This window comes from Bradyrhizobium sp. IC4060, assembly GCF_020193715.1.
Classification (GTDB): Bacteria; Pseudomonadota; Alphaproteobacteria; order Rhizobiales; family Xanthobacteraceae; genus Bradyrhizobium; species Bradyrhizobium yuanmingense.
On the sequence record NZ_JADYVJ010000009.1, the window covers coordinates 209405 to 233452 of the forward strand.

The window sequence follows — 24048 nt, forward strand, 5'->3', positions numbered from 1 at the left end:
CATCCACAAGCTCCGCCGTCGTCCCCGCGAAGGCGGGGACCCATAACCCCAGGGAGTGGTTGCGGAGGGAAGCTGGTCACCCCGAGTCTTCGCAAAACTCCTCCCTGGGGTTATGGGTCCCGGGCTCGCGCTTCGCGCGCCCCGGGACGACAAGTTGAGAATGCCGATATGACCTTCCCCCGCAGCTTCAACCATGTCGACACCTGGGTGTTCGACCTCGACAACACGCTCTATCCGCATCACGTCAATCTGTGGCAGCAGGTCGATGCGCGGATCGGGGAGTTCGTCTGCAACTGGCTGAATGTCGGCCCGGAGGAAGCGCGGGCGATCCAGAAAGACTATTATCGCCGCTTCGGCACCACGATGCGCGGCATGATGACCCTGCACGGCGTCTCCGCCGACGACTACCTCGCCTATGTCCACAAGATCGACCACTCTCCGCTGGAGCCGAATCCGGCGCTTGGCGCGGCCATCGCAAAGCTGCCGGGCCGCAAGCTGATCCTCACCAACGGCTCGGTCGACCATGTCGATGCCGTGCTGGCGCGGCTCGGCTTCGCCGGCCATTTCGACGGCGTGTTCGACATCATCGCCGCCGAGTTCGAACCGAAGCCGGCGGAGCAGACCTACCGCAAGTTCCTCGGCCAGCATGCGGTCGATCCGACCCGCGCCGCCATGTTCGAGGACCTCGCCCGCAACCTCACCGTCCCCTACCGGCTCGGCATGACCACCGTGTTGGTGGTGCCCGACGGCACCAAGGAGGTGGTGCGCGAGGACTGGGAGCTGGAAGGCCGCGACGCCGCCCATGTCGACCACGTCACGGATGATCTGGCGGGGTTTTTGGCAAAGTTGTCGGGGTGATTTCGTAGCCTGGATGGAGCGCAGCGTAATCCGGGGCTGGCGTAGCTGCGGAGAGACTGTCCCGGATTGCGCTTCGCTCCATCCGGGCTACGGGTCTTCCCGGGTGGTGATCCAGAACGCAGCCTTGACTCCGCTCCGCCAAATCCCGAAAAAGCGCTCCAATTCTCGCGAAACCACGCGCTTCCCAGAGGAAATCACGATGTCCCTTGCAGCCCTCGAATCCACCATCAACAGCGCCTTCGAGGCGCGTGAAGGCATCTCGACCACGACCAAGGGCGAGGTGCGCGAGGCCGTCGACCAGTCGCTGGAGATCCTTGACAAGGGCGAGGCGCGCGTTGCCGAGCGCGGCAGCGACGGCAAGTGGAAGGTCAATCAATGGCTGAAGAAGGCCGTGCTGCTGTCGTTCCGCCTCAACGACATGGACGTCATTGGCGGCGGCCCCGGCAAGGCAAGCTGGTGGGACAAGGTGCCCTCGAAATTCGAAGGCTGGGGCCCAAACCGCTTTCGCGATGCCGGTTTTCGCGCGGTGCCGGGTGCGGTGGTGCGCCGCTCGGCCTTCATCGCCAAGAACGTCGTCTTGATGCCGTCCTTCGTCAATCTCGGCGCCTATGTCGATGAGAGCACGATGGTCGACACCTGGGCCACCGTCGGCTCCTGCGCGCAGATCGGCAAGCGCGTGCACATTTCCGGCGGCGCCGGCATCGGCGGCGTGCTCGAGCCGCTGCAGGCCGAGCCTGTCATCATCGAGGACGATTGCTTCATCGGCGCGCGCTCGGAAGTCGCCGAAGGCGTGATCGTGCGCAAGGGCGCGGTGCTGGCGATGGGCGTGTTCCTGGGCGCCTCGACCAAGATCGTCGACCGCGAGACCGGCGAGGTCTTCATGGGCGAAGTGCCCGAATATTCCGTCGTGGTGCCCGGCGCGCTGCCCGGCAAGCCGATGAAGAACGGCCAGATCGGCCCGAGCACCGCTTGCGCCGTGATCGTCAAGCGCGTCGACGAGCGCACGCGGTCGAAGACCAGCATCAACGAGCTGCTGCGGGATTGATGCTATCTCCTCCCCCTCTCCCCGTTCTTACGGGGAGAGGGTTGGGCTGAGGGACCTCTCTCCGCGGATGAGATAGCCGCGAGACCTGTACCCCCTCACCCGGATCGCAAGAGCGATCCGACCTCTCCCCGCAGGCGGGGAGAGGTGAAAGAGCCCCTCGCACCACCCGTCGAACCCAACTTCCCTCCATCGCGACCAATGTCCGGGCGGCCCGTTCCGCCCGGAGCCGCTCGCATGGACTGGACCCGGTTTCTCTTCCGCTTCGACGGCCGTATCAACCGCGCCAAATATTGGCTGGCCGGGCTGATCATCCTCTGCTGGATGATCTTGATGGCCGCGATCGTGGCGGCGTTCGACCCCCGCCCCTTCCGCTTTTCGGTCGACGACATCTTCAAGGTCGTCGATCCCGAAACCTATCGAGATGTATCGCGCGCCGACCTCCCGCTGATCCTGGTCAAGCTGATCGGCACGCCGCTGTTCACATGGGTGTTCGCCGCGACCTCCGTCAAACGGCTCCATGACCGCGACAAGAGCGCCTGGTGGGGGTTGCCCTTCTTTGTCCTGCCCGGCCTCATCAACCAGTTCCTGGACCGGATCAGCAACGATTATATCGGCTTCACGCTCGGGCTGATCTCGTTCATCCTCGCGACCTGGGGCGGCATCGAGCTGCTGTTCTTCCGCGGCGCGAAGAGGACCAATCGTTTCGGCGCCGATCCGCTCCACGTCCCGCCCACGGGAAGGCCGGGTTGGGATCAGCAGCGTGAGCTCGAAATGCCGGCGCAGAAGGCTGGCCCACCGCCGCAATGGCATGTTAAGCGGGGCGCATGACCGATGCTCTCTCCATTGCCCGCGACCTGATCCGTTGCCCTTCAGTCACTCCGGCCGATGCCGGCGCGCTCGGGGTGCTCGAAAAAATCCTGGGCGCTGCCGGTTTCACCTGTCACCGCGTGACCTTCAGCGAGGAAGGCACCGCCGACGTCGACAATCTCTACGCTCGGATCGGCACCGACGGTCCGCACATCACCTTCGCAGGCCACACCGATGTGGTGCCGCCCGGCGACGAGAGCGCCTGGAGCGTCGGCGCGTTCTCCGGAGAGGTGAAGGACGGCGCGCTGCATGGCCGCGGCGCGGTCGACATGAAAGGCGGCATCGCCTGCTCGGTCGCCGCGGTGCTGGAGCATCTCGCCGCCAACGGCGGCAAGCCGCGCAGCGACGGAAAGGGCTCGATCTCGTTCCTGATCACCGGCGACGAGGAAGACGTCTCGATCAACGGCACCATCAAGCTGCTGAAATGGGTCGCCGATCGCGGCGAGAAATTCGACCATTGCGTGCTCGGCGAGCCTTCCAACGTCGAGACGCTCGGCGACACCATCAAGATCGGCCGGCGCGGCTCGCAATCCGGCACGCTCGTCGTCGACGGCGTGCAGGGCCACGTCGCCTATCCGCACCGCGCCTCCAATCCGGTGCCTGATATCTCGCGGCTGATCGTCGCGATCTCCGACGAGCCGCTCGACCATGGCAGCGCGCAATTCCAGGCGTCCAATCTCGAATTCGTCTCGGTCGACGTCGGCAACAAGGCCTTCAACGTCATCCCCGGCGAGGCCCGCGCAAGATTCAACATCCGCTACAACGACAACCACACCCAGGCGAGCTTGCGTGAATTGGTGGAGACGCGTCTCGCCAAAGCCTGCGGCAACCGCATCAAGGCCCGCATCGTGTGGGAGCCCTCCAACTCGAACGTGTTCGTGACCAGGCCGGGTCCGTTCACCGATCTCGCGGTCTCCGCGATCGAGGAGGTGACGGGACGCAAGCCCGAGCTGTCGACGTCAGGCGGCACGTCGGATGCGCGGTTTATTTCAAGCTATTGCCCCGTGATCGAGTTCGGCCTGGTCGGGCAGACCATGCACCAGGTCGACGAGCGCGTGCCGGTGGCGGATCTGGAGAGGCTGACGAAGGTGTATCGCGGGATTTTGGCGCGGTATTTTGCTTGAGGCAGTGTTGCCTCCACAAACACGACCGTCATCGCCCGGCTTGACCGGGCGATCCAGTATTCCAGAGACGGCAGTGATTGAGCCGAGAGGCCGCGGCGTACTGGATGCCCCGGTCAAGCCGGGGCATGACACCGAGGTTTGGCGAGAGCGTGCCCGCTCTCTGCGCCGCTCGCCTAATAATCCACCTTCATCAAATACAGCCCCTCGGGCGGGGCGACGATGCCGCAGGCGGCGCGGTTGCGGGCTTTGAGTGCGGCGGAGAGATCGTCGGCGGTCCAGCGGCCCTCGCCGACCCAGACCAGGGATCCCACCATCGAGCGCACCTGGCTGTGCAGGAACGAGCGCGCCGAGGTGATGACGTTGATCTCGCGGCCATCGCGGATCACGTCCAGCTGGTCGAGCGTCTTCTCCGGCGATTTGGCCTGGCACTCTGTGTCGCGAAAGGTGGTGAAATCGTGCTTGCCGAGCAGGCGCTGCGCCGCCGCGTGCATTGCGTCGGCATCGAGCTTGCGCGGCACGCGCCAGGCGTGGCCGACATCGAGCGCGAGATTGGCGCGAGTGTTGACGATGCGATAGCGGTAGTGGCGCTTGACCGCCGAGAAGCGCGCCTCGAAATCGTCGGGCACGATCTCGGCCTCGAGCACCGCGATCGGATGCGGGCGCAGATGCGCGTTGAGCCCGTCGCGAAAACGGCCCGGCGGAAACTGCTTGTCGACGTCGACATGGGCGACCTGGCCGCGCGCATGCACGCCGGCATCGGTGCGGCCGGCACCGTGCACGCGCAGATCCGAACCAGTCATCGCCTTCACCGCGGCTTGCAGCGCGCCCTGCACCGATGGCAGCGTGTCCTGCACCTGCCAGCCGAAGAATGGCGCGCCGTCATATTCGATGGTGAGCTTGTAGCGGGGCATCGTGTCCAGTTTCGTCGTCATTGCCCGCCTTGTGCGCTGTTGCGCACTGGGGCGGGCAACCCAGTACTCCGCAGCTTATCCGATTGACCGAGAAGCCTCGGCGTACTGGATACCCCGCCTTCGCGGGGTATGACAGTGTCAGGTGAATTTGGATCCCGCCTTTAACGGCACGCCGCGCAGGAAGTCCGCGGCCCGCATGCGGGCCTTGCCCTCGCGCTGCAGCTCGATGATGCGGATGGCGCCGTCGCCGCAGGCGACGGTAAGCTGATCGTCGAGCATTTCGCCAGGCGCGCCGGAGCCTTGCGCCAACTCGCAACGCAGGATTTTTACGCGCGCATCCCCCAGCTCAGCCCAGGCACCGGGAAACGGCGACAAGCCGTGGATGTGGCGCAGCACCGCGCGCGCCGGCTTGCTCCAATCGATCCGCGCCTCGGCCTTCTCGATCTTGGCGGCATAGGTGACCCCGTCCTCGCTCTGCGCCTTGAGCTGGAGCCCGCCGCGTTCGAGCGCGGCCATCGCGCGCACCATCAGGTCGGCGCCAAGGCGGGACAGACGATCGTGCAGGTCGAGCGCGGTCATGTTGTCGGTGATCGTGATGCGCTCGGCCATGGCGACGTCGCCGGTATCTAAGCCGACATCCATCTTCATCACCATCACGCCGCTCTCGGCATCGCCGGCCATGATGGCGCGGTTGATCGGCGCGGCGCCGCGCCAGCGCGGCAACAGCGAGGCATGCAGATTGTAGCAGCCGAGTTTTGGCGCATCGAGGATCGCCTGTGGCAGGATCATGCCATAGGCGACGACGACGGCCGCGTCCGCATCGAAGGCGCGGAACTCCGCCAGCGCCTGCTCGGTCTTCAGCGTCTTCGGCGTCAGCACGGGAATGCCGAGCTTTCGCGCGGCCTCCTCGACCGGGGTCGGCTGCAATTGCAGGCCGCGCCGGCCGCCCGGCTTCGGCGCGCGGGTGTAGGCGGCCGCGATCTCGTGCCCATGCGCGACCAGCTCGAGCAGCGTCGGCACGGAGAAATCGGGCGTGCCCATGAAGATGAGGCGGAGGGGCATTTGACGAGACAATCCTTGAAACGAGCAAGGTACTCGTCATGGCCGGGCTTGTCCCGGCCATCCACGTTCGTCCTGCTCGCGGCGGCAAAGAACGTGGATGCCCGGGACAAGCCCGGGCATGACGGCGGAGGAATTATCACTCCGCCGCGCGCTTGGCGGCTTTCTCGAACTTCTTCATGACGCGGTCGCGCTTGAGCTTGGACAGATAGTCGACGAACAGCACGCCGTTGAGATGGTCGATCTCGTGCTGGATGCAGGTGGCGTAGAGGCCTTCGGCATCCTCCTCGTGCACCTTGCCGTCGAGATCGGTGAAGCGCACGCGCACCTTCGCGGGACGCTCGACCTCCTCGTAATATTCCGGGATCGACAGGCAGCCTTCCTCGTAGACCGACAGTTCCTCGGACGAGGCGATGATTTCAGGATTGATGAAGACGCGCGGCACGTGCTTGGTCTCGCCGCTCTCGTCACGCTTGGCGAGATCCATGGTGATGAGACGCAAGGGTTGCGCGACCTGGATCGCCGCCAGCCCGATGCCGGGCGCGTCGTACATGGTCTCGAACATGTCGTCGGCAAGCTTGCGGATCTCCGCCGTGACCTTCTCGATCGGCTTGGAGACCAGGCGCAGCTGCTTGTCGGGCAGGATGATGATTTCTCTGAGGGCCATGGCCGCGATTTAAGCCGCGCGCCGGATGCGGTCAATGCGGCCCGGAACCCCTTAACCCCTCGCTAACCATAAAACTTCACCTTTCATTAACCATGAAAATTAGGGGCCGGTTAACCCAGAATGTTCCCTCTTCGTTCGCGAGAGCGCGGCGAATCGGCTACAAGGCGGCATGAACGAGATCATTGTCATGCTGGGCGACTGGCCGGTGCGCATCGTCGATGCGCTGATCGGCTTCGGTGCGCTCGTCCTCATCCTGCTGGTTGTGATTGCGGTTGTGATCGCGCGCTCGGGGCGGCGTGGCGCGGAACTCGCCATGGCGAACGCGATCCGGGCCGACGAGCTCGAGGAGCGGCTCGCCCAGGTGCTGCACGCCCAGAGCGAGGCCTCGGGGCGGGTCGACGCCATGACCCAGGCGCTGGCGGGACGCCAGGCCGAGATGGCGCGCGCGGTCAACGAGCGGCTTGATTCGGTGACGCATCGAGTCGGCCAGTCCATGGAACATTCGACCCGCAACACCATGGAGAGCCTGCGCGCGCTGCATGAACGGCTCGGCATCATCGACAACGCGCACAAGAACCTCACCGACCTCACCACGCAGGTGACCACTCTGCGCGACGTACTCGCCAACAAGCAGTCGCGCGGCGCCTTCGGCCAGGCGCGGATGGAGGCGATCGTCCAGGACGGTCTGCCCAAAGGCTCCTACGAGTTCCAGTTCACGCTCTCGACCGGAAAACGACCGGACTGCGTCGTGTTCCTGCCCGACCAGCGCCCGCTCTGCATCGACGCGAAGTTTCCGCTGGAGGCGATGACGGCGCTGCACGACGCCCGCACCGACGAGGAGCGGCGCGTTGCCACGCAGCGGCTGCGCGGCGACGTGATGAAGCATGTCAGTGACATCGCCGAAAAATACCTCGTCACCGGCGAGACCCAGGAGATGGCGCTGATGTTCGTGCCGTCGGAATCGGTCTACGCCGAGATCCATGACGGCTTCGACGACGTGATCCAGAAGGCCTATCGCGCCCGCGTCGTGCTGGTATCGCCGTCGCTGCTGATGCTCGCGATCCAGGTGATGCAGCAGATCATGAAAGATGCGCGCATGCGCGACGCCGCCGACCAGATCCGCACCGAAGTGATCAAGCTCGGCGACGATCTGGGGCGCCTGCGCGACCGCGTGCTCAAGCTGCAAAAGCATTTTGCCGACGTGAACGAGGACGTCCGCCAGGTGCTGATCTCCGCCGACAAGATCGAAAAGCGCGCAGGGCGCATCGAGGAACTCGATTTCAGCAAGAGCGATGCGCCGGAGGCGCCGCGCCTGGTGGCGACGGGAGCGGCAGAGCTGTTTCCGCGCAAGCTCCAGGCGGGGGAGTGAGACTAGGGCACACTGTCGTGCTCCGCGAACGCGGGGCATCCAGTATTCCGCAGCCCGTGTGGTTGAACCGAGACGCCGCGGAGTACTGGATCGTCCGCCTTCGCGGACGATGACACCGAGCGTGTTGGAAGCTCTCCCGTCTCACCAGCTACCGCGAGAGTCTTTTCCCCCAGAATCTGCTAACACGCCCCCCATGACCGCACCCGACGCGACCTCCCCCGCCGCGACTTCCACCGCCTCGCCCTCCTGGCGCGACAGCCTTGCCGTTTACCTGCAGCCGCGGGTGCTGATCGTGCTGTTTCTCGGCTTCTCCTCGGGGCTGCCGCTGGCGCTGTCGGGCTCGACGCTGCTGGTGTGGATGGCCGAGGCCGGGGTCGATCTTGGAACGATCGGGCTGTTTGCGCTGGTTGGAACGCCATACACGCTCAAATTCCTGTGGGCACCGCTGGTCGATGCGCTGCATGTGCCGTTCTTCACGCATGCCTTCGGACGTCGCCGTGGGTGGCTGGTGTTTGCGCAGCTGCTGCTGATCGGCGCGATTCTGCTGTTGGCGCTGACCGATCCGGCACGTTCGCCGCTGCTGGTCGCACTCGGCGCGCTGCTGGTCGCGACGATGTCCTCGACGCAGGACATCGTGGTCGACGCGTTCCGCGTCGAGAGCCTGCCCGAAAGCGAGCAGGCCGCCGGCATGGCCGCCTATGTCGCGGCCTATCGCATCGGCATGTTGGTCTCGACTGCAGGCGCCCTGTTCATCGTCACCGGCTTCGAGGCGATCGTCCCTCGTGGGGCCGCCTGGATGTGGGGCTATGTGGTGATGGCGGCTCTGGTGCTGATCGGCACGGTGACTGCGCTGGCCGCCACCGAGCCCGCACAATCCGCGCGCGCCGAGGCCGCCACGCAGGACGAGGGCGCGCTCACGCGGGTGTTCCATGCGGCGCTGGGCGCGTTCTCGGAATTCCTGCGACGCAAGGAAGCATGGGTCGTGCTCGCCTTCGTCGTGCTGTTCAAGTTCACCGACGCGTTCTCCGGCAACATGACCGTGCCGTTCGTCATCGACATCGGCTTCACGCGGAACGACTATGCCGTGATCGTCAAGGGCGTCGGCATCATCGCGACCCTGGCCGGCGGCTTTGCCGGCGGCTTCGTGGCCCGACGCTATTCGCTCGCGACCAGCCTGTGGATCGGCGGCATCGTGCAGGCGATGTCCAATTTGTCGTTCTCGTGGCTTGCGATTGTCGGCGTCAACGAATGGGCGCTGACCCTCGCGATCACCTCCGACAATTTCTGCAACGCCATCGGCACCGTGATCTTCGTCGCCTATCTCTCGGCGCTGTGCCAGAACCCGCTGCACACGGCGACCCAATATGCGCTGCTGACGGCGCTCGCCGCGGTGGGACGGACCTATTTGTCGTCGGGCGCAGGCTATCTGGCGAAGGCGACGGGCTGGCCGATGTTCTTCGCGATCTCCGTCCTCGTCGCCATCCCGAGCCTGATGTTGCTGGCGTACTTGCAGAAGCGCGGGCATTTCGAGGCACTGGGGCCGGTGCGGGTGTAGGCACCCCTGTCATGCCCCGCGAAGGCGGGGCATCCAGTACTCCGAGACAGTCGTGATCGACCGAGAAGCTGCGGCGTACTGGATCGCCCGCCTTCGCGGGCGATGACACCGGAATCGGGGAGACGACTCCACCCCTACTGCTTCTTGATCAGGCTCCACTTCGTGATCACGGCCTCGCTCATCTGGCCGGGATCGCTGGCGCAGGCGACTTCGTCCACCTTCACGGAGATCTCCTTGCCGACGAAGGATTTCAGCTGGGCGGCCTGCGCCTCGCTGGAGGTGACGAGCTGGAACGTCTCGGGGCCGGTTTCGAGATTGCAGAGCCCGTTCGGCGGCGGCAGGCGGCGCGGTTCCGACGTGATCTGGTAGGTCGCGACGCGCTTGCCGTTCTTGACGTCGCGCACCTTCATCGCGTTGAGCTCGCCGGAGAGCACATCGCCAGTGTTGATCGGCTTGCCGGGCTTGGACGGCGGCAGCGCCGCGTCGCCCTGCTGCGCGGAGATGGCCGGGGTCACCAGCATCAGCATCGTCGCGACCAAAGCCCATCGCGTGGCGAAAAGTTTCGTCATGTCGTCCGTTCCGTAAAGTCTGGATGGAGATTCCTGTTTTGACGCGTTTTCTTCACGCGAACCGGTATCCACTTCGCTCGAAAACGCTCTAGAACAGGGTGCGCTGCCGCATCGCAGCCGATAGCGTACCTTCATCGAGATAATCAAGCTCGCCGCCGACGGGAACCCCGTGGGCGAGCCGCGTCACCTTCACATTGGCGTCCTGAAGCAGGTCGGTGATGTAATGCGCCGTGGTCTGGCCGTCCACCGTCGCATTCAGCGCTAGGATGATTTCATGCACTTGCGAATCATGCGCGCGCGCCACCAGCGCGTCGATGGTGAGGTCCTGCGGGCCGACGCCGTCGAGCGGCGACAATGTCGCGCCGAGCACATGATAGCGCCCCTGGGTCGCATTGGCCCGCTCCAGCGCCCAGAGGTCGGCGACATCGGCGACGACGACGATGATCGCAGGATCGCGCTTCGGATCGGTGCAGACGGTGCAGGGATTTTGCGTGTCGATGTTGCCGCAGGTCTTGCAGACCTGGACCTTGTCCAGCGCCACCTGCAAGGCGCTCGACAACGGCATCATCAGCGCTTCGCGCTTCTTGATCAGATGCAGCGCCGCGCGCCGCGCCGAGCGCGGACCGAGGCCCGGCAGCCGCGCGAGCAGCTGGACCAGCCGCTCGATCTCGGGACCTGCAACAGCGCCCATTTTATTGGCCGAACAGCCCCGGCGGCAGGCCGAGCCCGCCGGTGAGGGCCTGCATCTTCTCCTGCATGGCGGTCTCGGCCTTGCGGCGCGCATCAGCGAGGGCGGTGACGAGCAGGTCTTCCAGCACCTCGCGCTCCTCGGCCTTCATCAGCGAAGGATCGATCTTGATGCCCTTGACGTCCATCTTCGCGGTCATGCGCACGGCGACGAGACCGCCGCCGGAGATGCCTTCGACCTCGACGTTGGCGAGCTGGTCCTGCATCTCCTGCATCTTGGATTGCAGCTGCGCCGCCTGTTTCATCATGCCGAGAAAATCAGCCATGGGTGCGTGTCCTTGGAAAGAATGGTTCAGAGATCGTCGCCGTCGGAACCGTCCGGCGGATCGTCGCTGCCATAGTCGGCGTTAATATCGGTTTCCGGCGTCTCGGGAGCAAGCCTGCGGACCTCGACGACCTTGGCGCCGGGGAAACGCGACAGCACCTCCTGCACGCGCGGATCGGCTTCCGCGGTACGGGCATGCTCCTGCTTAGCCGCCTGGTTCACCGAGCGCAAAGTCGGCTGGCCCTGCTCGTTGGAGACGATCACGGTCCAGCGGCGGCCGGTCCACAGCTCGAACTTCTTCGCAAGTTCCGAGATCATGGTCTTGGAAGCGTTGGGCTCGAGCGCGACTTCCAGCCGCCCCTCCTCGAAACGGACGAGGCGCATGTCGCCTTCGAGCGCGCTCTTGGTCATGATGTCGCGCTTCTGCCCTGCGAGCGCAACCAGCTGGGTGAAGCTCGCGATGCGCAGCTGGGGCGCCGCCCCTTGCGTATCCGGCGCGGGGGCCGCCATCTGCGGCCGGGCGCCACCGCCAAACGCTGGAGCCGAGGCTGTCGGCATGCGCACGGGCGCAGCTGACATCGGCGCTGCGGAGGCAACCGGCGCGGCCGGCGCGCCGTTGCGCGCGCTACTTCCGCCGTTCACGACCGGCGAGCCGCCGCCGTTCTGCTCGAGCATTCTGATCGCTTCGTCGGGCGTCGGCAGGTCGGCGACATAGGCGATGCGCACCAGAACCATTTCGGCCGCGGCTGCGGGACGCGTTGCGGCCTGCACCTCGGCGATGCCCTTAAGCAGCATCTGCCACATCCGCGACAGCACGCGCATCGAGATCTTGGAGGCGAACTCCTTGGCGCGCACCCGCTCGGTCTCTCCATAGGCGACGTTGTCGGCGGTCGCCGGGATGACCTTCACACGGGTGACGAAATTGACGAACTCGGCGAGGTCCGAGAGCACGACGATGGGATCGGCGCCGACATCGTATTGGTCGCGGAACTCCTTGAAGGCGGACGCGATGTCGCCGCGCGCCAGCGACTCGAACAGGTCGATGACCCGGGTGCGGTCGGCAAGGCCCAGCATCTGCCTGACGGCATCGGCCTTCACCTGCCCCGCCGCATGCGCGATCGCCTGGTCGAGCAGCGACAGCGAATCGCGCACCGAGCCCTCCGCGGCGCGCGCGATGATGCCGAGCGCTTCCGGCTCGATCTCGACGTCTTCCTTCGCCGCAATGCTGGCGAGGTGCTTCATCAGCACGTCGGCCTCGACGCGGCGCAGGTCGAAGCGCTGGCAGCGCGACAGCACGGTGACCGGAACCTTGCGGATCTCGGTCGTCGCGAACACGAACTTGGCGTGCTCGGGCGGTTCCTCCAGCGTCTTCAGGAAGGCGTTGAACGCCGCCGTCGACAGCATGTGGACTTCGTCGATGATGTAGACCTTATAGCGGGCGCTGGCCGGGGCATAGCGCACGCTGTCATTGATCTGGCGGACGTCGTCGACGCCGGTATGCGAGGCCGCGTCCATCTCCAGCACGTCCATGTGCCGGCTTTCCATGATCGCCTGGCAATGAACTCCCAACGTCGGCATGTGGATGGTCGGCCCCTTCACCGATCCATCCGGCATCTCGTAGTTGAGTGCGCGGGCGAGAATGCGCGCGGTGGTGGTCTTACCGACCCCGCGGACGCCGGTGAGAATCCAGGCCTGCGGAATGCGGCCGGTCTCGAACGCATTGGAGACGGTACGGACCACGGCCTCCTGGCCGATCAGGTCGTCGAACGAGGATGGGCGGTATTTGCGCGCCAGCACCCGGTAGGGCGCATTGCCGGCCTGGCCGGCGCTGTCGGGATCGGGAGGGGCGCCAGCGTCGGTCATCGGTCGATCCGCAATGAAATGTCTCTTGGCCGGCTTTTGCGGAAAGGAGCGCGCTGGCGGCTGGTACCGCCGGCGCTGGTTCGCTCGAAAAACAGGTAGGAGACTGACGAGCGACCCGATCCGGACCTCGTTAGGGCTGCTTCCTTCCGGACCTGACCCGGTTGGCGAGTGGCTCGTCCACCGCCAATCTCCCGGTCCCTATTTGGGGCCAAAGGGAGCGGAAAGCAAGCGGGGTCTGGGGCTGATCCGACGGCGCTTGAGGACTTCCGGCGCCGAATTCGCCCTCATTCGGCCTGTCCAACCGGGTCCGGCGCATAAGGACCACGGCGCACACGCATGTTGTCTGGGGGCGTGGTCTCTGCGACGGTAAGAATCAATCCAGAGAAGCCTTCATGCCCGAACCCGCCTGGTCGCTGCACTCCCGCCTGAAAGAGGACACCATCGATATCGGCGACCTGCCGCTGTCGAAGGTGCTGGTCATCAAGGACGCGCATTATCCCTGGCTGCTGCTGGTGCCGCGGCGCGCCGACACGGTCGAGATCATCGATCTCGACGAGGTGCAGCAGGCGCAGTTGATGACGGAGATCTCCCGCGTCTCGCGCGCGCTGAAGGAGATCACCAAATGCGACAAGCTCAACATCGCCGCGCTCGGCAACCTCGTGCCGCAGCTGCACGTCCACATCATCGCGCGCCGCACCAGTGACGCGGCCTGGCCGCGGCCGGTGTGGGGCGTGATGCCGCCGCTGGCGCATGACGCCGCGGAGGTTCAGAATTTCATCAGCGCGCTTCGCCGCAAGATCTGGTTGGGTTGAAAGAACGATAATGTCAGCATTCAACGCGTTTCCGCTCGGGCAGCCGGCCTTCGTCACCAACGTCCTCGACCGCGCCGCGCATCTGCGCCGCGACGACGAAAAGCTGTTCGCGCTGGAGCAGAAGCCGTCCTCGCGCGCCTACGTGGTCTATCGCGACTCGCTGCTGGTGAAGCGCGAGGGCGACAAGGTGCGGGCGCTGCTCGGAATCGACGAAGCGCTGAAATGCGGCGCCAATCCCGGCACGGTGTTCCTCGGGCTTCGCGACGGTGCGGCCGTGTTCGGCATGGGCCTGTCGCAGGCCGCCGCCGAGAAGCTGGTCGGCCGCGAGGATTATACCGTGACCGAGCTGCGCGGCATGGCGATGCAGGGCGCGATCCCGCCCGAGGAGCTCTCGGCCGTCGCGATGGCGAAGTCGATGGTGGGATGGCATCAGCGCCACGGCTATTGCGCCAATTGCGGCGTACGCACCAGCATGAAGGAAGGCGGCTGGAAGCGCGACTGCCCGAGTTGCAAGGCCGAGCATTTTCCGCGCACCGATCCGGTTGTGATCATGCTGGTGGCGTCCGGCGACAAGTGCCTGCTCGGACGCCAGAAGCAGTTTCCGGCAGGGATGTATTCCTGCCTCGCCGGCTTCGTCGAGGCTGCCGAGACCATCGAGGACGCGGTGCGCCGCGAGATCTTTGAGGAGTCCGGGATCCGCTGCACCGACGTGCAATACTACATGACCCAGCCCTGGCCCTATCCGTCGTCGCTGATGATCGGCTGCAGCGCGCAGGCGCTGAACGAGGACATCGTCGTCGATCGGATGGAGCTGGAAGACGCGCGCTGGTTCACGCGCGAGGAGGCGGCGAAGATGCTGACGCGGACGCATCCCGACGGGCTTGCCGGCCCGCATCCATTCGCGATCGCCCATCATCTGCTCGGCCGCTGGGTGCACGACAAGAGCAGCACCTGAGCCGAGCCGACGATGGCCGGGATCGCGCCGCGCATCCTCTGCATCGGCATGCCGGTGCGCGACCTCATCCTGCGCGTCGAGGCCTTGCCCGAACGCGGCGGCAAGGCGAACGCCAGCCATCTCGCCGAGATCTGCGGCGGCAACGCGCTCAACGCCGCGATCGCGATGGCGCGGCTCGGCGGCCGCGTCGCCTTCGCAGGGCCGATGGGTGATGCGCGGGAGACGTCGAGCGCTTTCATTCTCGCGCAGATGGCGCAAGAGGGCATCGAGACCACGCACATCGTGCGCATGCCTGGCCTGAGCACGCCGGTCTCGGCGATCATGATCGAGCCCTCCGGCGAGCGGACGCTCACCATCTATCGCGATCCCGCGCTGTGGACCGTGAGGCTGCCCGAGGCCGATGCGCTTGTCGCCGATTGTCAGGCGGTGCTCGTCGAGAGCCGCTGCGCGGCGTTCGCCACCTCGCTTTGCGCCGAGGCACGCCGGCGCGGCATTCCCGTCATCGTCGGCGTCGACCGCGCGATGGTGCTGCAGGACGGCCTGCTCACGGCCGCCTCGCATCTGCTGTTCGCCAGCGCCCAGCTGCAGGAGACGGCCGGCATCGCTGACGACGGCGCGGCCTTGAAGCGCCTGGCGGAGCTGACGCCCGCCTTCCTCGCGGCCACAAGGGGCCCGCGCGGCGCGATCTGGCTGAACCAGGCGGGCACGCTGGAGGAAACACCAGCCTTCCCGGTCCAGGCGGTCGATACGCTCGGCGCCGGCGACGTCTTCCATGGCGCATTCGCGCTCGGCCTCGCCGAGGGCAAGGGGTTGCGGGAAGCGATGCGATTCGCCGCAGCCGCCGCGGCGCTGAAATGCACCCGCCATGGCGGCGGGCTGGCCGCCCCGCAACGCGCTGAAGTTGAAGAGCTTTTACAAGGCAAGCTCTAGAGCGATTCCACTGACGCGCCGAGATTATGGGCTTGCCGTGGAAAGATTTTCTCTATATCAGGGAAATCTGCCCCTGAAATGAAACAAAGTTCTTCAAATGACTGATGTCGCCGTCCAGATTCCCGAGACCAGCCGCCGCCTCGACGCCATCGACCGCAAGATCCTGATGGTCCTCCAGGAAGACGCCTCCCTTTCCGTCGCCGAGATCGGCGACCGTGTCGGCCTGTCCTCGACCCCCTGCTGGAAGCGCATCCAGCGCCTGGAGGCCGACGGCGTGATCATCAAGCGCGTCGCGCTCGTCGACCAGAACAAGATCGGGCTCGGCATCTCCGTGTTCGTGTCGGTCGAGAGCTCCGACCATTCGGATGCTTGGCTGAAGCGATTCGCCGAGGCCGTCAGCGCGATGCCGGAGGTGATGGAGTTCTATCGCATGGCCGGCGACGTCGATTACATGCTGCGCGTCGTGGTCGCGGACATGCAGGCCTATGACGTGTTCTACAAGAAGCTGATCAGCGCCGTGCCGCTGAAGAACGTCACCTCGCGCTTCGCGATGGAGAAGATCAAGTCGGTGACGGCGCTACCGATCCCGGCGGTGGTGGCGGCTTAATTTACGCCACACGGAAAGTGTCATCGCCCGATTTAATCGGGCGATCCAGTATTCCAGAGACGCCCGTGATAGAATCGAGAAGCCGCGGGGTACTGGATGCCCCGGTCAAGCCGGGGCATGACAGCGGAGCGAGAGGGACGGATCGCCTCTCTCAGGTGCTCCTCAAATCTTCTGATTGTACTCGCCGACTTCGGGATGCGTGCGCAGCACGCTGTTCACCATCTCGAACATGTCGTGCATGCGCTGCTCCGAGACCGGGCTTTCGACCACGACGACGAGCTCGGGCTTGTTGGACGAGGCGCGCACCAGGCCCCAGCTGCCGTCCTCGACCGTGACGCGCACGCCGTTGACGGTGACGAGATCGCGGATCGCCTGCCCCCCGATCTTCGCACCCTTTGCTTGCAGGTCCTCGAAGTGCTTCACCACCTTGTCGATGACGCCGTATTTGGTCTCGTCGGCGCAATGCGGCGACATGGTCGGCGACGACCAGGTCTTCGGCAGCGCGTTCTTCAGATCGGCCATCGACTTGCCGGGCGCGCGGTCGAGCATGTCGCAGATCGCGAGCGCCGAGACCAGGCCGTCGTCATAGCCGCGGCCATAGGGCTTGTTGAAGAAGAAGTGGCCGGACTTCTCGAAGCCCGCGAGCGCGCCGGTCTCGTTGGTGCGGCGCTTCATGTAGGAATGACCGGTCTTCCAATAGGCGGTCTTTGCGCCCTGCTTCTGCAGCACGGGATCGGTGATGAACAGGCCGGTGGACTTCACGTCGACGATGAACTGCGCGTCCTTGTGGATCGCCGACATGTCGCGCGCCAGCATCACGCCGACCTTGTCGGCAAAGATCTCCTCACCGGTGTTGTCGACCACGCCGCAGCGGTCGCCGTCACCGTCGAAACCGAGGCCGACATCAGCCTTGTGCTGCAACACCGCGTCGCGGATCGCGTGCAGCATCTCCATGTCTTCCGGATTCGGATTGTATTTCGGGAAGGTGTGGTCGAGCTCGGTGTCGAGCGGGATCACCTCGCAGCCGATCGCTTCCAGCACCTGCGGCGCGAACGCACCGGCGGTGCCGTTGCCGCAGGCCGCGACCACCTTGAGCTTGCGCTTGAGCTTCGGACGAGAGGTGAGGTCGGCGATGTAGCGCGCCGGATAGTTCTCGTGGAACTGGTAGGAGCCCCCGGCCTTGTTCTTGAATTCCGCGTTCAGGACGATCTCCTTCAGCCGCGTCATCTCGTCAGGGCCGAAGGTCAGCGGGCGGTTGGCGCCCATCTTCACGCCGGTCCAGCCATTGTCGTTGTGGGAGGCCGTAACCATCGCAACGGCGGGCACGTCGAGATCGAACTGCGCGAAATAGGCCATCGGCGTCACCGCAAGACCGATATCGTGCACCTTGCAGCCCGCCGCCATCAGGCCGGAGATCAGCGCGTATTTGATCGAGGCCGAGTAGCCGCGGAAATCGTGGCCGGTGATGATCTCCTGTTTGACGCCGAGCTCGGCGATCAGCGCGCCGAGCCCCATGCCGAGCGCCTGCACACCCATCAGGTTGATTTCCTTCTGGAACAACCAGCGCGCGTCGTATTCGCGAAAGCCTGTCGGCTTCACCATCGGCTCGGATTCGAAGGCGTAGGTGTTGGGCAATAATACGGATTTCGGCTTCGGGAACATTGAGTCGGTCTCGTGAAAGGGGGGCGGGAGTTGCTGCAGGCTTAGCGAATGCCAAACCGCAGCGAAAGGCGGGAATGAAGGCTTATGGCCGATAATTGCGGCAGTTTGGTAACGAAGAAACGTTACCGGGAGGGCGGCCGGAGCAAGGATATCATCTACTTGAAATTGGCGACTGCGCGGTCGCGCGGGCAGCGCCTCTACTGCTCCAGCACCATCTGCCCGTTGGCGTACTCAAAACGCTTCAGGCGGGACAGGAAGGAGAGGCCGAGCAGGTTTTCCGACAGCGCCTCGTCCGGCAGCACCATGGCATCGACGTCGCGCACGATGAGGCCGCCGACGTCGAGCATGGCGATTCGGGTGCGCGCGGCCTTGATGGTGCCGTTGGCGGTGGAGACCGTGGCGTTGTAGTCGCCGCGCGAGGGACGGAGACCAAACCGGGCGGCCGAGGTCTCGTTCAGCGCAACGACGGAGGCGCCGGTATCGATCATGAAGCCGATGCGCTGGCCGTCGATGCGGCCCTCGGTCTGGAAATGACCGCGGGCGTCACGGGCAATGGCCAGGCTGCGGCCGCCGGCCGGCGCTGTGGCCGCGACTGCGACCGTCGTGCGCGGCACTGACGTGGCGGAAGCCGAGCTCATCTTGTCCGCCATCTGCGCCATGAAGGTGCCGAGGCCGATCATGACGGCCGCGATGATCATAATGTTACGCATCACACCACTTCCGAGCCGAAAGCTCGATTTCATCACGCGACGAGGCCGGCGGCGAGCGCAGGCACGCCGGGGCTCCTGTCATTTTGACGAAAAGGATGAGCGGAGGGTTAATGCCGGTTGCGAGTTCTCACGTCCCGCGCGGCTTCGCCCGCCTTGTCGGCAGTGCGCTCGCGGGATCGTCGGGCCAGGGGTGACGCGGGTAGCGGCCGCGCAGGTCGGAGCGGACGGCGGCGTAGCTGCCGCGCCAGAAGCCGGGCAGATCGCGCGTCACCTGCACCGGACGCTGGGCCGGCGACAGCAATTCCAGCACCAGCGGCACCTTGCCGGCGGCAATCGAGGGATGGGTGTTGAGGCCGAACAATTCCTGCAGCCGCACCGCGATGGTCGGTCCCTGCTCGGCCTGGTAGTCGATCGCGAGCACGCTCCCCGTAGGCGCCTCGAAATGGGTCGGCGCCTCGCGATCGAGCCGTGCGCGCATCTCCCACGGTAACAGCGCCATCAGGGCATCGGAGAGATCGCCCGCGGAGATGTCCTTGAGCGCGATCTTGTCGTAGAGCGCCGGCACCAGCCAATCATCGCGCCGCGCGATCAGGCCGTCTTCCGACAGGTCGGGCCAGCTGTCGCCCTCGGCCTTGCGCAGGAACATCACGCGATCACGCCATTGCTTGGCGGCCTTCGACCAGGGCAGCCGGTCGAGGCCCGCGGCGATCAGGCCATCTGCGAAGATGCGCGCGGTGTCCTCCGAGGGCGATACTGATAGCGTCGCCTCGGACAGCGTGATCGCGTGCAGCACGCGCTTGCGCCGCGCCCGCAGCGCCATCGCGCCGCGATCAAAGGAGATTTCGTCGGCGGTCTCGATATGCTCGGCGAAATGCCGCTCGATCTCGTCCTCGGTGATTTGCGCGGCGAGCAAGATGCGACCGCTCGCCGCCGTCCCCGTCATCTCACCGATCGCAATGTAGGGCGCACGGGCGAGCGAGGAGGTCTGCTCGACAGAGGCGCCGCGACCGTTGGCCAGCACGAAGCTGCCATTGCCGCGATTGCGCGCGACGCGGTCCGGGAACGCATAGGCGAGCATCAGGCCGGTCGACCGATCCTCCTGCTGCGCCACCTTCTCCGACGCCGCGACCTGCGAAGCCCAGCGGTGCGCGAGATCGCGCGCGCTTGCCGCGCGTGGTGAGCGGTCGCGGCGGAACTGGTCGCGGCGGTGCTCGAGATCGACGCTGTCGCCGCCAAGGCCGCGCTCGGTGATGATGGCCGCGATCTCGGCGGCGGCCTGGCCCTCGCCGGCGCGATGCGAATCCACGATCATGCGTGCCAGCCGAGGCGGCACCGCCAGCGCACGCAAGCTCTTGCCTTCGGCCGTGATGCGGCCGTCGCCGTCGAGCGCGTTTAGCTCGCTCAGCAGGCTCTTGGCTTCCTTCCAGGCCGGCTGCGGCGGCGGATCGAGGAACGATAGAGCCGCGGGATCGCTGACGCCCCATTGCGCCAGATCGAGCACCAGCGAGGACAGATCGGCGCTGAGGATTTCCGGCTGGGTGTAGGGCGCGAGCGAGGTGGTCTGCGGCTCGTCCCAGAGCCGGTAGCAGACGCCGGGCTCGGTGCGGCCGGCACGGCCGCGGCGCTGGTCCACCGCCGCGCGCGAGGCGCGCACGGTCTCGAGCCGCGTCAGGCCGATATCGGGCTCATAGCGCGGCACGCGGGCAAGACCGCTATCGACGACGATACGCACGCCCTCGATGGTGAGCGAGGTCTCCGCGATCGAGGTTGCCAGCACCACCTTGCGCGTGCCCTTGGGTGCCGGCGCGATGGCGCGATCCTGCACGGCGGCATCGAGCGCGCCGAACAGCGGCACGATCTCGACGGAGGCGTCCTGCACGCGCTCGGAGAGGAAATTCTGCGTGCGGCGGATCTCGGCGGCGCCTGGCAGGAAGGCCAGCACCGAGCCGCTATCGGCGCGCAGCGCAGATGCGATCGCATCCGCCATCTGCCGCTCGATCGGCGCGTCCGCCTTGCGGCCGAGATAGCGTGTCTCGACCGGAAACGCACGGCCCTCGCTCTCGACGACGGGGGCATCGCCGAGCAGCCTTGCCACCCGCGCACCGTCGAGCGTCGCCGACATCACCAGGATGCGCAAATCCTCGCGCAAGCCGGTTTGCGCATCACGCGCCAGCGCGAGGCCCATGTCGGCGTCGAGCGAGCGCTCGTGGAATTCGTCGAACAGGATCGCGGCAACGCCTGTTAGTTCGGGATCGTCGAGGATCTGGCGGGTGAAGATGCCCTCGGTCACCACCTCGATGCGCGTCGCGCGCGAGATCTTCGAGCCGAAGCGGACACGATAGCCGACGGTTTCGCCGGCGCGCTCGCCGAGCGATTTGGCCATGCGGTCGGCACTGGCGCGCGCGGCGATGCGGCGCGGCTCCAGCACGATGATCTTCTTGTCCTTGGCCCAGGGCGCATCGAGCAAGGCCAGCGGCACGCGCGTGGTCTTGCCGGCGCCGGGAGGGGCCACCAGCACTGCGGCGTTGCTGGCCTCCAGCGTACGCGACAAATCGTCGAGCACGGCATCGATCGGGAGGGGCGTGTCGAAACTGCGGGGCAAGATCTATCCACTCGTCATGCCCGGGCTTGTCCCGGGCATCCACGTCCTCGACCAGAAAACAGACGTGGATGGCCGGGACAAGCCCGGCCATGACGAATTTATGTGGAGCTGGGAACGATCAGCCCTGCACTGGCGGACGACCGACGCTCTCGTACACAAAGCCGGCGGCTTCCATGTCTTCGGGGCGGTAGATGTTGCGGAGGTCGACGACGACCGGCTGCGCCATGGTCGCCTTCAACCGGTCGAGATCGAGCGCGCGGAACTGGACCCATTCGGTGACGATGACGAGAGCGTCGGCGCCTTGCGCGCAGGCATAGGCGTTCTCGCAATAGGTGATATCGGGCAATTCGCCCTTGGCCTGCTCCATGCCGACGGGATCGAACGCCTTCACCTTCGCGCCCATGTCGATCAGGCCCGTTACCAGCGGGATCGACGGCGCATCGCGCATGTCGTCGGTGTCCGGCTTGAAGGTGAGGCCCAGCACCGCAACGGTCTTGCCGCGCAGATTGCCGCCGAGCGCCTGGCTCACTTTGCGCGCCATCGCGCGCTTGCGGTTCTCGTTGACCGCCAGCACCGATTCGACGATGCGCAGGGAGACGTCGTAGTCCTGCGCGATCTTGATCAGGGCCTTGGTGTCCTTCGGGAAGCACGAGCCGCCGAAGCCGGGACCGGCATGCAGGAATTTGGTGCCGATGCGGTTGTCGAGCCCGATGCCGCGCGCGACCTCCTGAACGTTGGCGCCGGCCTTCTCGGACAGATCGGCGATCTCGTTGATGAAGGTGATCTTGGTCGCCAGGAACGCGTTGGCGGCGTATTTGATCATCTCGGCGGTGCGGCGCGCGGTGAACATCAGCGGCGCCTGGTTCAGCGACAGCGGACGGTAGATGTCGCCCATCACCTTGCGGCCGCGCTCGTCGGAGGTGCCGACCACGATGCGATCCGGGAATTTGAAATCGCGGATCGCCGCACCCTCGCGCAGGAACTCGGGGTTCGAGGCGACAACCACATCGGCCGACGGATTGGCTTCGCGGATGATGCGCTCGACCTCGTCGCCGGTGCCGACCGGCACGGTCGATTTCGTCACCACCACGGTGAAGCCCTGCAGCGACTGCGCGATCTCTTTCGCGGCGGCGTAGACGTAAGACAGGTCGGCGTGTCCGTCGCCGCGGCGCGAGGGCGTGCCGACCGCGATGAACACGGCATCGGCATCGGCGACCGGCTGCTTCAGGTCGGTGGTGAAGTCGAGCCGCTTGGCTTTCACATTGTTCGCGACCAGCTCGTCGAGGCCAGGCTCGTAGATCGGGATCTCGCCGCGATGGAGTGCCACGATCTTCCTCTCGTCCTTGTCGACGCAGGTGACGTCGTGGCCGAAATCCGCAAAGCAGGCGCCGGACACCAATCCCACATAGCCCGTGCCGATCATCGCAATTCGCATGAAAAATCCTGTTCCAGCTTGGTTAACGGACGTCCAACTCGGCCCAATCCGGGGCGGTTTAGCATTTTCCCGAGGCCATGGAACAGTCCGCATGCAAAAACCGGCCCGCGATTTGAACCGGTAAAGAAGTCGGAAACTACTGGGCTCCAAACTGCCCCAGGCCCGCACAGGCACGGGCGGAACGCGCCTCGAAAAGGGACACCATGGCACGATCAGGCACAATCGCGGCGGCCAGCCCCTCCACGGCCGCTTCGGGCGCGCGTATCGACTGGGTCGACTACGCCAAGGGTATCTGCATCGTCATGGTGGTGATGATGCATTCGGTGCTGGGGGTGGAGCTTGCCGCCGGGCAGACCGGGTTCATGCACGTGCTCGTAGCCTTCGCAAAGCCGTTCCGGATGCCGGATTTCTTTCTGATTTCGGGCTTGTTCCTGTCTCTGGTGATCGATCGGGACTGGCGAACCTATCTCGACCGCAAGGTGGTGCATTTCGCCTATTTTTATGTCGTCTGGGTGACAATCCAATTCGGCTTCAAGGCCCCGGCCTTTGCGGCCGAGACCAGCTGGCAGCACGTCGGCCTGCTGTATCTCGAATCGTTCATCGAGCCGTTCGGCACGCTGTGGTTCATCTATCTGTTGCCGGTCTTCTTCGTCGTCACGAAACTGACACGCAAGGTCCCATCGCTCGCGGTCTGGCTCGTCGCCGCCGCGCTGGAGACCGCGCACATCACGACCGGCTGGACCGCCATCGACGAGTTCTGCGCACGCTTCATCTATTTCTATTCGGGCTATTTGTTCGCGCCCTACGTGTTCGGCCTGTCGGACCGGGCGCGGAAGCATCCGGCGCTGGCGCTTGCAGCGCTCGCTGCCTGGGCGCTGATCAATGCCGGCCTCGTCGCAGCGGGCGCCAGCGAGTGGGCGATCGTCTCGCTCGCGCTCGGCTTCGCCGGCGCCTGCGCCATCATCGCCGCGGGCACGCTGCTCGCGCGGGCGCACTGGCTCAACTTCCTCCGCTTCTGCGGCGAGCATTCGATCGTGATCTATCTCGCCTTCTTCTTGCCGATGGCGGCGACGCGGACGCTGCTGCTGCGCACGGGCATCATTCCTGATATCGGCACGGTGTCGCTGCTCGTCACTATCGCCGGCGTGCTCGGTGCGCTGGCGATCTGGCAGGTCGCGCTCCGCCTCAATGCGCGCTTCCTGTTCGAGCGGCCCGATGCGTTCTGGATCGCGCCGAGGAAGGCGGGCGTGCGGTTACAGGCAGCGGAGTAGCTGCCCTCTCGGTGTCGTCGCCCGGCTTGACCGGGCGACCCAGTACGCGGAGGCGCCAGCGATTGAACCGAGAAGCCGCAGCGTACTGGATTCCCCGCTTGCCGCCTACGCTAGAGCTTCGGCGTGCCCAAGACCGAGACCTCGGCGAAGCCTTGGCGTAGCCGG

22 protein-coding genes and 1 other RNA gene are annotated in these 24048 nt (G+C 65.6%); 11 read left to right on the forward strand and 12 right to left on the reverse strand.

The features are described 5' to 3' along the window. The first annotated feature begins 168 nt into the window (after window positions 1-168). The 4 genes from I6F16_RS26525 to dapE all read left to right on the forward strand — a co-directional run bounded on the left by I6F16_RS26525 (window position 169) and on the right by dapE (window position 3894). Entirely contained in the window at window positions 169-858 is a 690-nt protein-coding gene (locus I6F16_RS26525; protein ID WP_057027530.1) for a pyrimidine 5'-nucleotidase, read from the forward strand. Between the two features lie 199 nt (window positions 859-1057). Next, complete coding sequence (gene dapD / locus I6F16_RS26530; protein ID WP_225150856.1) at window positions 1058-1903, forward strand: 2,3,4,5-tetrahydropyridine-2,6-dicarboxylate N-succinyltransferase; 846 nt, start codon at window positions 1058-1060, stop codon at window positions 1901-1903. A gap of 234 nt (window positions 1904-2137) precedes the next feature. Continuing rightward, window positions 2138-2731 (forward strand): DUF805 domain-containing protein, encoded by a 594-nt coding sequence (locus tag I6F16_RS26535; protein WP_225114335.1) that lies wholly within the window; start codon window positions 2138-2140, stop codon window positions 2729-2731. Next, entirely contained in the window at window positions 2728-3894 is a 1167-nt protein-coding gene (dapE, locus tag I6F16_RS26540; protein ID WP_225114336.1) for a succinyl-diaminopimelate desuccinylase, read from the forward strand. The genes I6F16_RS26535 and dapE overlap by 4 nt, the downstream gene beginning before the upstream one ends. A gap of 173 nt (window positions 3895-4067) precedes the next feature. On the opposite strand, the gene truA is transcribed toward dapE, so the two are convergent. The 3 genes from truA to def form a co-directional block, all read right to left on the reverse strand. Then, window positions 4068-4805 carry a tRNA pseudouridine(38-40) synthase TruA gene (gene truA / locus I6F16_RS26545; RefSeq protein WP_057027809.1) on the reverse strand — a complete coding sequence of 246 codons (738 nt, stop codon included), beginning with the start codon at window positions 4803-4805 and terminating at the stop codon, window positions 4068-4070. Between the two features lie 138 nt (window positions 4806-4943). Then, window positions 4944-5867, reverse strand: a complete 924-nt coding sequence (fmt, locus tag I6F16_RS26550; protein WP_225114337.1) for a methionyl-tRNA formyltransferase — start codon at window positions 5865-5867, stop codon at window positions 4944-4946. A gap of 136 nt (window positions 5868-6003) precedes the next feature. After that, window positions 6004-6531, reverse strand: coding sequence for a peptide deformylase (gene def, locus I6F16_RS26555; RefSeq protein ID WP_036026503.1), 528 nt, complete (start codon window positions 6529-6531; stop codon window positions 6004-6006). A gap of 169 nt (window positions 6532-6700) precedes the next feature. Here def and rmuC point away from each other — a divergent pair, with 169 nt between their 5' ends. Further along, entirely contained in the window at window positions 6701-7900 is a 1200-nt protein-coding gene (rmuC, locus tag I6F16_RS26560) for a DNA recombination protein RmuC (protein WP_036026501.1), read from the forward strand. Window positions 7901-8093: 193 nt separating this feature from the next. After that, window positions 8094-9455, forward strand: coding sequence for an MFS transporter (locus I6F16_RS26565; protein WP_225114338.1), 1362 nt, complete (start codon window positions 8094-8096; stop codon window positions 9453-9455). 134 nt (window positions 9456-9589) lie between these two features. On the opposite strand, the gene I6F16_RS26570 is transcribed toward I6F16_RS26565, so the two are convergent. The 5 genes from I6F16_RS26570 to ffs all read right to left on the reverse strand — a co-directional run bounded on the left by I6F16_RS26570 (window position 9590) and on the right by ffs (window position 13091). After that, on the reverse strand, window positions 9590-10024 hold the full coding sequence (locus I6F16_RS26570) for a hypothetical protein (protein ID WP_036041781.1): 435 nt from the start codon (window positions 10022-10024) through the stop codon (window positions 9590-9592). 88 nt (window positions 10025-10112) lie between these two features. After that, complete coding sequence (gene recR, locus I6F16_RS26575; protein ID WP_036026497.1) at window positions 10113-10715, reverse strand: recombination mediator RecR; 603 nt, start codon at window positions 10713-10715, stop codon at window positions 10113-10115. Between the two features lies 1 nt (window position 10716). After that, window positions 10717-11037, reverse strand: coding sequence for a YbaB/EbfC family nucleoid-associated protein (locus tag I6F16_RS26580; RefSeq protein ID WP_157283374.1), 321 nt, complete (start codon window positions 11035-11037; stop codon window positions 10717-10719). Between the two features lie 26 nt (window positions 11038-11063). Then, window positions 11064-12899 (reverse strand): DNA polymerase III subunit gamma/tau, encoded by a 1836-nt coding sequence (locus tag I6F16_RS26585; RefSeq protein ID WP_225114339.1) that lies wholly within the window; start codon window positions 12897-12899, stop codon window positions 11064-11066. 95 nt (window positions 12900-12994) lie between these two features. After that, an RNA gene (gene ffs, locus I6F16_RS26590) (signal recognition particle sRNA small type) lies at window positions 12995-13091 on the reverse strand. A gap of 200 nt (window positions 13092-13291) precedes the next feature. Between ffs and I6F16_RS26595 the strand changes: the two genes are divergently transcribed. The 4 genes from I6F16_RS26595 (at window position 13292) to I6F16_RS26610 (ending at window position 16203) form a co-directional block, all read left to right on the forward strand. After that, the gene (locus I6F16_RS26595) at window positions 13292-13711 is read left to right on the forward strand and encodes an HIT family protein (RefSeq protein ID WP_036041788.1); all 420 of its coding nucleotides are present in this window, start codon (window positions 13292-13294) and stop codon (window positions 13709-13711) included. A 10-nt stretch (window positions 13712-13721) separates the two neighbouring features. Further along, entirely contained in the window at window positions 13722-14666 is a 945-nt protein-coding gene (gene nudC, locus I6F16_RS26600) for an NAD(+) diphosphatase (protein WP_225114340.1), read from the forward strand. Window positions 14667-14678: 12 nt separating this feature from the next. Further along, a complete protein-coding gene (locus I6F16_RS26605) occupies window positions 14679-15596 on the forward strand; it encodes a sugar kinase (protein WP_225114341.1) in 918 nt (305 codons plus the stop codon). A 97-nt stretch (window positions 15597-15693) separates the two neighbouring features. Further along, window positions 15694-16203, forward strand: coding sequence for an Lrp/AsnC family transcriptional regulator (locus I6F16_RS26610; protein ID WP_025032510.1), 510 nt, complete (start codon window positions 15694-15696; stop codon window positions 16201-16203). A gap of 162 nt (window positions 16204-16365) precedes the next feature. Here the strand turns inward: I6F16_RS26610 and I6F16_RS26615 are convergent, their stop codons facing one another. The 4 genes from I6F16_RS26615 to I6F16_RS26630 form a co-directional block, all read right to left on the reverse strand. Further along, the gene (locus tag I6F16_RS26615; RefSeq protein ID WP_225114342.1) at window positions 16366-17865 is read right to left on the reverse strand and encodes a phosphomannomutase/phosphoglucomutase; all 1500 of its coding nucleotides are present in this window, start codon (window positions 17863-17865) and stop codon (window positions 16366-16368) included. 197 nt (window positions 17866-18062) lie between these two features. Next, window positions 18063-18575 (reverse strand): TIGR02281 family clan AA aspartic protease, encoded by a 513-nt coding sequence (locus I6F16_RS26620; protein ID WP_157283378.1) that lies wholly within the window; start codon window positions 18573-18575, stop codon window positions 18063-18065. A gap of 127 nt (window positions 18576-18702) precedes the next feature. Next, the gene (gene hrpB / locus I6F16_RS26625) at window positions 18703-21177 is read right to left on the reverse strand and encodes an ATP-dependent helicase HrpB (protein ID WP_225174145.1); all 2475 of its coding nucleotides are present in this window, start codon (window positions 21175-21177) and stop codon (window positions 18703-18705) included. 118 nt (window positions 21178-21295) lie between these two features. Next, the gene (locus I6F16_RS26630) at window positions 21296-22612 is read right to left on the reverse strand and encodes a UDP-glucose/GDP-mannose dehydrogenase family protein (RefSeq protein ID WP_225114344.1); all 1317 of its coding nucleotides are present in this window, start codon (window positions 22610-22612) and stop codon (window positions 21296-21298) included. Between the two features lie 203 nt (window positions 22613-22815). On the opposite strand from I6F16_RS26630, the gene I6F16_RS26635 reads away from it, so the two are divergent. Further along, entirely contained in the window at window positions 22816-23883 is a 1068-nt protein-coding gene (locus I6F16_RS26635) for an acyltransferase family protein (RefSeq protein ID WP_225114345.1), read from the forward strand. Window positions 23884-24048: the final 165 nt, after the last annotated feature.

Coding starts and splice junctions, on each gene's coding strand:
- I6F16_RS26525 (WP_057027530.1), top strand. CDS start 169: ATGACCTTCCCCCGCAGCTTCAACCATGTCGACACCTGGGTGTTCGAC.
- dapD (WP_225150856.1), top strand. CDS start 1,058: ATGTCCCTTGCAGCCCTCGAATCCACCATCAACAGCGCCTTCGAGGCG.
- I6F16_RS26535 (WP_225114335.1), top strand. CDS start 2,138: ATGGACTGGACCCGGTTTCTCTTCCGCTTCGACGGCCGTATCAACCGC.
- dapE (WP_225114336.1), top strand. CDS start 2,728: ATGACCGATGCTCTCTCCATTGCCCGCGACCTGATCCGTTGCCCTTCA.
- truA (WP_057027809.1), bottom strand. CDS start 4,805: ATGCCCCGCTACAAGCTCACCATCGAATATGACGGCGCGCCATTCTTC.
- fmt (WP_225114337.1), bottom strand. CDS start 5,867: ATGCCCCTCCGCCTCATCTTCATGGGCACGCCCGATTTCTCCGTGCCG.
- def (WP_036026503.1), bottom strand. CDS start 6,531: ATGGCCCTCAGAGAAATCATCATCCTGCCCGACAAGCAGCTGCGCCTG.
- rmuC (WP_036026501.1), top strand. CDS start 6,701: ATGAACGAGATCATTGTCATGCTGGGCGACTGGCCGGTGCGCATCGTC.
- I6F16_RS26565 (WP_225114338.1), top strand. CDS start 8,094: ATGACCGCACCCGACGCGACCTCCCCCGCCGCGACTTCCACCGCCTCG.
- I6F16_RS26570 (WP_036041781.1), bottom strand. CDS start 10,024: ATGACGAAACTTTTCGCCACGCGATGGGCTTTGGTCGCGACGATGCTG.
- recR (WP_036026497.1), bottom strand. CDS start 10,715: ATGGGCGCTGTTGCAGGTCCCGAGATCGAGCGGCTGGTCCAGCTGCTC.
- I6F16_RS26580 (WP_157283374.1), bottom strand. CDS start 11,037: ATGGCTGATTTTCTCGGCATGATGAAACAGGCGGCGCAGCTGCAATCC.
- I6F16_RS26585 (WP_225114339.1), bottom strand. CDS start 12,899: ATGACCGACGCTGGCGCCCCTCCCGATCCCGACAGCGCCGGCCAGGCC.
- I6F16_RS26595 (WP_036041788.1), top strand. CDS start 13,292: ATGCCCGAACCCGCCTGGTCGCTGCACTCCCGCCTGAAAGAGGACACC.
- nudC (WP_225114340.1), top strand. CDS start 13,722: ATGTCAGCATTCAACGCGTTTCCGCTCGGGCAGCCGGCCTTCGTCACC.
- I6F16_RS26605 (WP_225114341.1), top strand. CDS start 14,679: ATGGCCGGGATCGCGCCGCGCATCCTCTGCATCGGCATGCCGGTGCGC.
- I6F16_RS26610 (WP_025032510.1), top strand. CDS start 15,694: ATGACTGATGTCGCCGTCCAGATTCCCGAGACCAGCCGCCGCCTCGAC.
- I6F16_RS26615 (WP_225114342.1), bottom strand. CDS start 17,865: ATGTTCCCGAAGCCGAAATCCGTATTATTGCCCAACACCTACGCCTTC.
- I6F16_RS26620 (WP_157283378.1), bottom strand. CDS start 18,575: ATGCGTAACATTATGATCATCGCGGCCGTCATGATCGGCCTCGGCACC.
- I6F16_RS26630 (WP_225114344.1), bottom strand. CDS start 22,612: ATGCGAATTGCGATGATCGGCACGGGCTATGTGGGATTGGTGTCCGGC.
- I6F16_RS26635 (WP_225114345.1), top strand. CDS start 22,816: ATGGCACGATCAGGCACAATCGCGGCGGCCAGCCCCTCCACGGCCGCT.